Source organism: Xanthovirga aplysinae, from assembly GCF_009711365.1.
In the GTDB taxonomy this organism is placed as follows: domain Bacteria; phylum Bacteroidota; class Bacteroidia; order Cytophagales; family Cyclobacteriaceae; genus Xanthovirga; species Xanthovirga aplysinae.
Genome location: NZ_SMMB01001194.1, coordinates 1 through 10,918 on the forward strand (window position 1 = coordinate 1; position 10,918 = coordinate 10,918).

The 10,918-nt window shown below is 36.6% G+C and carries 7 protein-coding genes; 1 reads left to right on the forward strand and 6 read right to left on the reverse strand.

What is annotated here, in order from left to right; translation table 11 throughout:
• The 4 genes from E1171_RS16320 to E1171_RS16335 all read right to left on the reverse strand — a co-directional run.
• A partial coding sequence (locus tag E1171_RS16320; protein ID WP_155207120.1) for a cache domain-containing protein occupies nucleotides 1–1,703 on the reverse strand: 1,703 nt, incomplete at its 3' end.
• Nucleotides 1,704–2,038: 335 nt separating this feature from the next.
• Nucleotides 2,039–3,601 (reverse strand): serine hydrolase, encoded by a 1,563-nt coding sequence (locus E1171_RS16325; RefSeq protein ID WP_155207121.1) that lies wholly within the window; start codon nucleotides 3,599–3,601, stop codon nucleotides 2,039–2,041.
• A gap of 95 nt (nucleotides 3,602–3,696) precedes the next feature.
• Nucleotides 3,697–4,149 carry a histidine triad nucleotide-binding protein gene (locus E1171_RS16330; RefSeq protein ID WP_155207122.1) on the reverse strand — a complete coding sequence of 151 codons (453 nt, stop codon included), beginning with the start codon at nucleotides 4,147–4,149 and terminating at the stop codon, nucleotides 3,697–3,699.
• 193 nt (nucleotides 4,150–4,342) lie between these two features.
• On the reverse strand, nucleotides 4,343–5,380 hold the full coding sequence (locus E1171_RS16335) for a bestrophin family protein (RefSeq protein WP_155207123.1): 1,038 nt from the start codon (nucleotides 5,378–5,380) through the stop codon (nucleotides 4,343–4,345).
• Nucleotides 5,381–5,884: 504 nt separating this feature from the next.
• Between E1171_RS16335 and E1171_RS16340 the strand changes: the two genes are divergently transcribed.
• Nucleotides 5,885–7,426 (forward strand): M20/M25/M40 family metallo-hydrolase, encoded by a 1,542-nt coding sequence (locus E1171_RS16340; RefSeq protein WP_155207124.1) that lies wholly within the window; start codon nucleotides 5,885–5,887, stop codon nucleotides 7,424–7,426.
• 360 nt (nucleotides 7,427–7,786) lie between these two features.
• Here E1171_RS16340 and E1171_RS16345 read toward each other — a convergent pair whose 3' ends face one another.
• Nucleotides 7,787–8,470: a dioxygenase family protein gene (locus E1171_RS16345; protein WP_155207125.1), complete on the reverse strand. Its 684-nt coding sequence runs from the start codon at nucleotides 8,468–8,470 to the stop codon at nucleotides 7,787–7,789.
• Nucleotides 8,471–8,762: 292 nt separating this feature from the next.
• Nucleotides 8,763–10,918, reverse strand: a 2,156-nt coding sequence (locus E1171_RS16350) for a T9SS type A sorting domain-containing protein (protein ID WP_155207126.1), incomplete at its 5' end; no start/stop codon positions are given.

A 10,918-nucleotide genomic window follows, 5' to 3' on the forward strand; every position in this document is an offset into this window, starting at 1 on the left:
TTTTCCCTCAGATTTAAATTCCTATTGGAATGAATCAACACTTCCCCTTTATTATCTATAATACAAAAACCGTATCCTGGAGGTAGATAAGTGTTTCTGAGAGCGTTCAGGTGTGAGCTTGTAGCTGCCACTTTGTATTTTGCATGATTTAAACTCTCAATGGATAGAATATTGAGGTTTACTCCTTCATCATAGGAGTAAATAGGTTGATAGTAATAGCGAAAGTGAGGAATACCAGGGGTATATGTATGCCCTTTTGCTTTGGCCAAAACCCGTGAATAGAAACGAACATCAGGATTTTCCAGTGGATATAGCCATCCTTTTCCTTTCATTACTTCTTTGAAATAGTTTCTTTTGGAGATATTGAAAATCGGATGTTCATCTTTTTCATTGATCCACTCAAGTGCCATATCCCCTGACTTCTTGACCCAGAAGAACTCGTGTATAATGGGATTAAACTCCAATTGCCCAAAAGAATTATTTTTCGAGGTAATGTAGTGATCCAGGTTTTTGTTTTTATAGAGTTTTATGTCCGCTCGAATTAACTCAATCAAGGAACTTTTGAAATTCTGAGCGGCTTGCTTATTAATTTGTTCAGAAAGGGATTTTAAGATTATTTTTCTGTTTTCAGGGATGATAAAGCCAAAAAAAGCGGTGCTAAGTAAAAGTAGACTTAAAAGGGCAGAGACGAGAATTAATGAAAAATAGGCTAGAAAGAGATCAGAATTAAAAATTCTTTTGAACGTATTTCTAAATATCAGGTTAATGACAGGAAGGATAAAAGTTAATAGTAAAATGAGGAAAATCAACAGTAAAATTAAGTAGGGGTCTAAGCGAAGGGCCAATCGATTATATTCTTTATAAGGCATGAGTCCATATACCATCCAATTACCACCCTCAATGCCTGATACTACCTGAGTGAATAATTTATACTTTTTCCCAGAGATCATTATAATTTTGCTTAAGCTTGTCGGAGGGAGTAGGAGACTATCCTTAACGTTTGGGATAAGTGGGGCTAAATCCAATTCATAGGGAAAGCTTTCATAAACCTTTTGAAAGGGCTTCCCTTGGTCATTTCGTAAGAAAATAACATAATCTGTTAAAAAATCCCTCCGTAATAAAGGTTCTATAAAATCATCAAAGTTAACCTCATAAGTGTAGACTACTTCTAGTTTTTCATTTTGTTTATTTCTATGAAGAAAGCTTTCGGTAAAATCTAGAAAGCTTTTTCCTTGGGCCGATTGATGTCCTAATTTATAGGTATATTGGCTTTTTAAATTTTCCCTTCCATTTTGCTCAGAATTAAAATGGACCTTTATGGAGTTCAAATTTAATTCCTTATGCTCATCGGGTTGGGTTGGGATAGAAATAGAAGGGATTTTTTTTGCCTTCGTAGCGATTAGATAATTGAATATATCCTTGTAACTGATTTCAGAAGCCTGCTTTTTGATGCTATATTCTTCTCTAAAAGATTCTCTTATTATTTTTTTTACAGAATACTTTGTGCTGGTTTGATAGGTTGAAAATTTACTATAAGCATTGACGATGATGCGGTCAATGATGTTAAAGGCCTTTTGATCTAATTGTTTATGTTTTTCTTTTACATCAAGGTAATAATACAGGGCCACTCCTCCACTTACGAACAATATAGTGAAGAAGAGAATAAAGAACTGTTTTGAATACGTATGCAGCCTAAATTTCATCTCCGGAGACCGACCTATACCAGAAGGAATGCAGGCTTTAGACTGGAAGTTCCTTTAAGGAGAAGTATGGTCAAATTAGGAGAGAAATCTGAATGGGTATTTCCTTAAAAACAGGAGAATAAAGTATAAGAATAAAGGTCATTTTAATAATCCCTATGAAATTTACCTCAGATAGTTATCTCTCCTCCTCCATGTTCCATTTTTGAAATTTTGTATGGGTAATTTCCTGAAGGAGAATTGATTATGCAAATTAAAGACGAATTAATAGACATTAAAGTAGAAAGGTGTCTATTCATTCAGGTCAGATATTCATTTATGGTATATGTGAGATTTTTTTATTCAACCCTTTGTAAGTCCAAATCCTGGAAATCAAAGCTAAAATCAATTTCGGGAGATATTCCTTTCATTCGGATGGACTGAGCTTTTCCTTCCTCATCCAGGCTGAAAATGGCAAATGCATCTCCATTCAAATCTTGATACTCCCACCGTATGGCAAATGCATTGGCTTTATAATAAGACATTTTTCCATTTAGCTTTGGGGAGCGTTGGGATTTGAACCACAGTTGGCCTTTGTTTAAGAATATTTCTACTTTCCCAAACCATCTATCCTTATAAACTCCAATGTAGTCTTCCGTAGCCAATTGATGATTGGCGTTAGATTTTACCGTCTTCCAAACCACAGAAACCGTACTATCCGCTTGGTTGTTTCCTTTTTGCAAAGATTGATAGGTTTTATCCATCCAATTAAAATCATCAAGTCCAAGGTAGCTGTCCAGTATGGAGAAAGCAATTGGATCGGTAGGACTAAATCCCACCTCATCAGAACTGTTAATCAAAACCACAATGCCCAGTTTTAGATCTGGAATCAGGATTGTTTGAGACGCCATCCCAGGTAAAAGCCCAGTATGAGAGACCGCCATATTACCCCTGATATCTTTTAAATCCCAACCGAGGCCATAGCCTGAGAAATGAAAATTATATCTTTCGTTGGTATTGGTAACAAATGAATTATGAATCTTCCACATTTCCCGTTGGTTGGCCTCTGTAAATAATTGAGAATCGAGACTCTTTCCATATTTACCTTTATTCAAATGTATCAGCATCCATTGGCATAGGTCCTCAACGTTAGAATAAATACCTCCGGCTGCACTGTTCACAGTTTGTTCAAAATGAGTAATTTCTTTAAGTTTTCCTGAATTACTTAAATGAGGAGTGGCTAAGTTAGATTTATCTGAAATCTTTGATAAATCACTGTATGAATGATTCATATTCAAGGGTTGGAAAATATGCTGCTCAATAAAAGCTTCATAACTCATATTGCTTACCCTAGATATCAATTCCCCGGCAACTAAATACATTAAATTGCTATAGTTGTAACTTGTTCTAAAAGTTGATTGGGGTACAAAATACTGGAAACTGCTTAAGATATCATCGATTGTAAAGTCACTTCCAGGTGGTACAACCATTAAGTCTCCTGCTCCCATAGCCAAACCACTGCGATGAGTCAATAAGTCTTGGATGTTAAAATTTTCTGTAACATAATTGTTGTACATTTTAAATTCTGGAAGATGGCGTATTACCTTGTCCTCCCATTTAATTTTTCCTTGTTCAACTAAAATGGCCAGGGCCGTGGCAGTAAAGGCTTTTGTATTGGACGCAATAGCAAATTGAGTGTGCTTATTAACTTTCTTTTTTGAATTTATAGACTTTAAACCATATCCTTTGGCATGGATGATTTCTCCATCTTTCACAATTCCAACAGCACCACCGGCAACCTTGAATTTACTAATCGTATTTTCGACAAGTTGATCTACCTCCTTTGAAGAAAGTTGGGAATAAGATCGACTGTAGGTGAAAAAAATGAGGAATAGCAATATTCCAGGTCTTAGGTTGCTCATATGTTATTAAGTTACTGTAGAGGGATGAAACTTTGGACTAAAAATAGTCGCTGTTAATAAGGGCAGCTATGTTTTATGTTATGGTGGTAAGGCTTTTATTTTTCTTGAGTTAACATTGGACCTAATTTTTTCCCACCTAATAAATGCATGTGTAAATGAAAGACAGACTGACCAGCATCTTCATTAATATTCATGGAAAGACGGTAACCAGTTTCGGAGATTCCCTTTTCCTTGGCTAATTTTTTAGCTACCAAAAACAGTTTTCCTAGAACTAAAGCATCTTCATCCCTTATGTCATTAATCGTAGGAATTTCTTTTTTGGGAACAATTAATAAGTGAACAGGTGCTTGGGATCGTAAAGGAGTAAAAGCAATAACATCATCATCTTCATAAACAATTGTTGCAGGCGATTCCCTATTAATTATTTTAGTAAAAACAGAACCCTTTTCTATTTTTTCGGCTTTCTGCTTTTGATATTCTAAGCTTTGACTCCACCCGGTTGAGGCATATAAAAGAAATGTTAAACTTAATATGATTACTTGTTTCATTGGTATTATTACAATAAGATTAAGAAAATTTATAATACTATTATAAGGTAGTTATTATATATTTATAATTGTGTACAACAACTGTGTATACCCCTGGTGTATATCCGTGGGTTAATACACCAAGAGTATATTTAAAGTCTGTCCTTCGTTTTCAGGCTGAAGAAGTGAAAAAAATTGTGAAGATACGAGGCTATTACATCAATACCCCATTTTTAGGTTGAATATCAGGGCGTAAATCAGTTTCTCCAAGCATTTCTCTCAGGTCATTTTCGATTACCCTACAAAGTGACAACATTGGTACATCATTGGCCATGCCCTGAAATGGATTTTCGGAGTAATCTCCCACCAATTCCATCACTACAAAGACCCAACCTATTAATACGGTAAAAGGAATGGCCAGCCCAAGTCCCCATTCTCCTAATTTAGAAAACTCCGAAACCATACCGAAAGGTAAAAGGAAAATGAAAATACCCACAAAAATGAAACTCATACTACCATACTGTCGAGGAAGCGGGAACTTCTTGATACGTTCGCATTTCCCTTGGTGGTCATAAAAATCACTAAGAATTCGTTGCATTTCCATGTGTCTGAAATCGTCCATTAGGCCTTTCTCTCTTAAGAAAGCAAGTTCTTGGGCTTGATGGTCAATTATTTGTGTGGCGGAATTTTTAAAGTTAATTAGATGGTCATATTCCTCCACCGAAAGGAATCTTTTTACCTCATTTTCCCAATTTTGTCTTATATCCAGGTTAGTCCCAATGCGTTTTCTATATTTTTTTGCTTTCTTACCAACAGGCCACCTCTGATTGGCATGCTCCCATGGAGTAACAACAAGCAATTGACTTCTTAAAGCATACAACCATGCCAAATGACGGTAAATCAATCTTTGTTTAATGTTTTTTAGCTCTTCCTTAGATACAGGGTCATTTGTAAAATAATTACTGATAAAATTTTTCACATGCGTACCCCATGACCGGCTACTGTTTATAATGGCTCCCCATATTTTCCGTGCTTCCCACATTCTGTCATAAGCACTATTATTTTTAAAACCAACATAAAAGGCCACGGCCGTACCGATCACTGAAAGGGGTAACCAAGGAATAACCAACCAAGACAATTCAAAATATTCATAAATAAAGGCTACGAAGGACACCCAGAGGGTGAGCCAAATGATGTGTACTCCACTGAATTGGATTATATTCTTTAGGTTAAAATTTTTAGTGATAAACATAAATGAACTTGTAATCTTTAATTAAATCGTTAAAAATATGCTAAAAGTAGACTTTTCTCCATTATTTCAAAAAATGGTCTACCACAAATGTGGAAAGTTCCCTCAAAAATAAGCTGCTGCCTATTGTTCAACCCAGTGGTTTAAACCAAAATAGGAAAAAAGTCAAATAAAAAATTGTCAAAACAGCCATAAGATACCTTATTATTGGATAACACGCCATAAAAATTTAATTTCTTTGGTGTTAAGATTTTTTTAAGGCCTTTGAATTCTCATGATATTATTTAATAAATTATTCCAAACCGTTAAAATTATTTTGAATTCCCTTTTCTTTAATTGATTTATTGACAGTTTTTAAAGTATTAAAAGACAGTAACCGGATATTTGTTTTTTATGCTTTAAAATATTTAGATTAGGTATTCTATTTTATTTTTAAAATAATTTACTTTACGTTTTTTTGTTAAAAAAGTGGTTTTTAATATAGGGCGAGTTTATTAAATTTATTCTATGGGGGATTTATATTTTAGATGCCAGTGGAGAGTTTTATCTGTTTTCTGGTTAGGTTTTTTATTTTCACTTCAATCTTATGGTCAAGGTATGGATCAGGATCGCTTGAATATATTATCTGAGAAATATGCAAAAAAATCATTACCGCTATTGAGGGAGTTTTTAAGTATTCCTAATGATGCATTTTTTCCTAAAGACATAGAAAAAAATGTGAAATGGTGCGAGCAGGCTTTCCAGAGTAGGAATTTTAAAACTTCAAGGATTGAAACAGAAACGGTTCCCTTGCTTCTTGCTGAACGAAAAAATGTTGGGGCAAAAAAGACCGTATTGATTTATCTGCAAATCGATGGTCAGCCGGTTGATGCTTCAGAATGGTTTCAGGAAAGCCCTTATTTGCCTGTCGTAAAAAGACAAAATACAGAAGGGGAGTGGGAAGAGGTATCCAGGGACCAATGGGAGCATTTTGAGAAGGATTGGAGAGTTTTTGCCAGGTCAGCTTCTGATGCCAAAGGTCCTGTTGTGATGTTCCTTTCAGCTCTTGATGCAATTCAAGAAGCACAAATAGATCCAAATTTTAATATGAAGGTCATAATGGATTTTGAGGAGGAGTTGGGTTCACCACATTTAGCTAAGGCCGTGAAGGAAAATGAAAAATTATTAAAAGCAGATATGCTCATTATTTTTGATGGGCCCAGGCACATAAGCAATCAACCTACTTTAACTTTTGGAGCAAGAGGGATTGCCACCATTTCCCTCATTACCTATGGTCCAATAAAGCCTCAACATAGTGGGCATTATGGTAATTATGCCCCTAATCCTGCTTTTGGATTGTCTAAATTGTTGGCCTCAATGAAGGACGATCAAGGAAGAGTAAGCATTCCCACTTTTTATGACGGGGTTTTCATAGATGCTGAAACGGAAAAGATTTTACGTGCTATTCCTGATGACGAATACGAAATTAAGGAAAGGTTACAACTGGGTAGGGTAGATAAGGTGGGAGATTACTATCAGGAAGCTTTGCAGTATCCTTCCTTAAATATTTGCGGAATGCAATCGGGTTGGATAAATGAAAAAAAACGCACCATTGTGCCTGACTGGGCTAAGGCCGAATTAGATATGAGATTGGTTTTAGAAACCGATCCGGAGAGGCTTATCGGCTTGGTGAAAAAGCACATAGAAGACCAGGGTTATTACGTTACCGATAAAACTCCAACGAAAGAAGAACGAATGAATCATGAAAAAGTGGCAACCTTCCTTTCTGAGATTTCTTATCAATCCTTTAGGACCAGGTTTGACTCAGAAGTGGGTGTTTGGTTACAAAAAGCCCTGATAAAAGCTTTTAATCAAAAACCTATTATGCAGAGAATGACTGGGGGATCCATTCCAATTTCTCCTTTCATCACAGCACTGGGTATTTCTGCAGTAGGGGTTCCTACCGTAAATCGAGATAATAATCAACACAGTCCAAATGAAAACCTTCGCTTAGGGAATTACCGTGATGGGATAAAAACGATGATCGCTATTTTAAGTGAGCGGCTTTAAAAATCTTGAAGTGAGGGAGAGGGATGCATTTTTTTAAATTGAGAAAAGGCGGAGGGAAAAATGGGAAAGTTAGAAGGGATAGTTAATTCTCTTTTTACATCAGACTAATGGAATTGGGTAAGTCTTTGTTTAAAATGTATTTTGTTTCTGAAAATAACTATTTCCCAACTAATATTCAATAATTAAAAATAGGATCCCCAAGAAAGGGTAAGTTTTTAGGGGTATGTTTTTATTTGTTAAAAATACCCCAATAATTAGGCGAATTAAATTAAAGGGTAATGAAAAATGAACTCCCATCAGGAACCAGATCTTATTAAGAGAGGAGAAAAAGAAACATGGGAGTTCTTGAGAACACTGAAATCAATCTTTATTTAAAGTTCCAGGATAGTTCAGGATATTGAGCCCCAAAATGATATCATGTTGGGCAATCTGCATATCCTTATAACTCGAAACCTTTAATATTCCACTTCCGCCACGGTTTTTGAAGGCTCTTCTTTCCCTGGCTGTTAAACGCTTATCATCGTCAAAAACTAAGTCGTCTATGTAATACTCATTGTCTAGGTGAGGCTCTTTAACTGAGAGGTGGATGTGAGCTGGAGTGTCATCAGTTGAATAATGTCCCGGTTTAAGGGTATAAATGGAGTATTTTCCATTTTTATCTGATTTAACCCAACCTCGAAGGTATCCATGGGGCCTGGCTTTCTCTTCCATTCCCTCTCTTGGTGAATAATTGCCATTTGGGTCAGCATGCCAGTAATAAATTACGATGTTTGGGGCTGGGGTTTTTCCATCAAGTCTGTAAACAGTTCCGGTAACTAAGAGTTTTTGTCCTTCTTCCTTCCATCCTAAACTATAATCAACGGATTTGATATTGGTGGGCATGCCTACATACATTAATTGGCAGACTTCACAACCGCCACCCACAATTTTATTTTTGTTAACTACCTTTTGTCCGGTCTGATTATTGGGGGAGTTTTGGGCATTACAAGCAGTAAGAATGTTGAATAAAACGGCAAAAAGTCCGAGTATAATAAGCCTTTTCATGGAATTAATATTTTAATTAGTTAATGATCGGGTTATTATGATATTGAAATTCAGTGTATTATATATTTTTTTTGGTTAATTTAAATACTTTTATTCGAATTTTAGAAAGTAGTTCGCTTTTCTTTTTTTTATAGGACTACTATGACGCCCCGCCTTTATCGGCAAAGTTGATAAAGGTGAATAAAAGGTCTTTAGGCTTAATTAAAATGTGGGTCGCCATTCAGGCGACCCAACACAAAAAAAGGAATACTTAATGTGAAAGTTTGAATTAAGCGAAAGGTGCTAATCCCTATTATTTTACTAAGAATTTTTGGGTAAAAATTTCACCTTCCAGTTGAATACGCACAAAGTATATTCCTCTTTTTTCAGCAAAGTGAAATTGTTGAAGGGGCTGATCTTTCAAAGTTTTTTCCAATACTCTTTGTCCCCTGATGTTATAGACATGCAAAACTTTTCCTTCCAGGTCTAAGTCCGATGCCTTTAGGAATAACTGCCCTGCATTCGAGTAGGCTTTTAGAGAGGAGGCTAAGGATGAATCTTTGCTTTGGGTGATCGTATTGTCTACAACCCTTGATTGGTTAGCTAACCCCTGAACATTGGATGCAACTTGCACATTATCAAATACAGCTGCACTCTGACTATCTGGATTATGTGAGGATACAGCCAAACCTACATAGACTTGAGGGTTCATGGTAATGGTTTGTTCTGCTAAGAAATACCAATTTTTACCATCTGTAGAATAATAAGAAGTAAATAAATCCCCTTGTCTTTTTAACCTTAAATAGGCTTGGTTAAATACATTTGCGGTTTGATAATGTACGCTATTTGCCCCAGTGGTGCTACGTCCTTGCATATGCACTCCGTAGGAGGATGACATGCAGGCGATCGCATATTTGGAATTGCTTTCCAAAGTTTCACGGATCATAATTCCCGCTTTTGCCCATCCATTAATATTTTCCTGAAAATCATATACCCGAGCGACAATCTCTCCATCTCCATTGAGTGACTGATAAGCATATTGAAAATGATCTTCCGTATTCCAGATGTCCATTCCGGAACCCACCACTGTATAAACATCTTTAAAGGAATAGGCATAACCATCTTTGGATGCGCTTTTTTGCCCAATTTGTTGGGTGGTAAAATTCTCTAGAGAAGCTGTACGTGCCGAAGAGCCGGATGATCTATAAGGATGATATACATAATCGTAGCTATAAGGGGCCTCGGTTTTTAAAAACGGAAAATTGTTGGCAAACTCTGTAGCAAAATCATTTCCTCCTCCTCTTACGCCCTGGTTTATTAACTCCTCATGGTCAATAATGCTATAATTGTACTGATTCCTAAATGCCCCTCCTCCGGTGTTAGTTGGTGCTTCCCCTACATCTGCTACATTATAAACAATGGCGTCATCTCCTGTACAGTGTTCTCCTGGCTTATAAGATTCTATGCCATGACCGTGAGCCCCTGTATCCCAACAACTATTAAGTACATCTCCATTAGAGGAAATATACATTCTTGGATGGCTTCCTTTATGATAGCTCACCTGTCCGGCGGAGTAATATCTACCTTCACTGTGATAAATGGAGTGTATGGCCCTTATTTTTCCATAGGTGGTGCCGTCTTTTTGGATACATAAACGGACCGCTTCCCAATCGTGTAAATGCCTGTCTGCTTCAATGATGGCATCGTCCATAGAATGGTAAAAATCATATTCTATAAATATATGTGTTTCCGTTTCGGCATAGGTGCCATAAGTAGCGCCCACAAAATTAGGGCTATAGCTATTGGTCGCACTATTTGTAGCGTTGTTATTTCCGTTCCAATCTTTATCATAATCATATTTTAAAATAAAGTCTTGGGCTTGATAATATTGGTGACCCAGAGGTTTATCACTTCGAACATCTTGAAAGATTTGAGGCGCCCAATACTTCATAATGTCCAAACGGTTCAGCTTTTTTACTACAGGGCCTACAAAGGTACCGGTCACCTCAATGTCATCTAAAAAGGTGTCATAGGCATTATCATCTGCATTTCCTCCCTGCCCTATAAATCGGATTTTTACCCGATCAGTTAAGGTAATTAGATCATCCAGTTTAAGAGAAATATAGCGATAACTTTCAATTATGGTCAAATGAGAAACTCGGGTCCAGGTATTTCCCCCATCATTGGATAATTCCACATACAAATGATTGAAATAATCTGCCCACAGCCAATCCCTTTTTCTTTGTAGCACCCAAAAGTTTAAATACACATCTTTATATTGAGATAAGTTAATGGTAGGGGTGTACATGCTTCCTTGCGTTCCGCTGACGTAGCAGTCGTAACGAGCCGCATATTGGCCCGAATGGGGGGACCGAGTACTTACATCCCAACGATCGTGGCGGTACAGCTCTCCCGTCCAGCCCCTATTCCGAATATCCCCTTGCTCAAAATCTTCCTTAAATATTATTT

What these genes read in the sequence shown, in the direction of transcription:
- E1171_RS16325 (WP_155207121.1), bottom strand. Translation starts at nt 3,601, where the DNA reads ATGAGCAACCTAAGACCTGGAATATTGCTATTCCTCATTTTTTTCACC.
- E1171_RS16330 (WP_155207122.1), bottom strand. Translation starts at nt 4,149, where the DNA reads ATGAAACAAGTAATCATATTAAGTTTAACATTTCTTTTATATGCCTCA.
- E1171_RS16335 (WP_155207123.1), bottom strand. Translation starts at nt 5,380, where the DNA reads ATGTTTATCACTAAAAATTTTAACCTAAAGAATATAATCCAATTCAGT.
- E1171_RS16340 (WP_155207124.1), top strand. Translation starts at nt 5,885, where the DNA reads ATGGGGGATTTATATTTTAGATGCCAGTGGAGAGTTTTATCTGTTTTC.
- E1171_RS16345 (WP_155207125.1), bottom strand. Translation starts at nt 8,470, where the DNA reads ATGAAAAGGCTTATTATACTCGGACTTTTTGCCGTTTTATTCAACATT.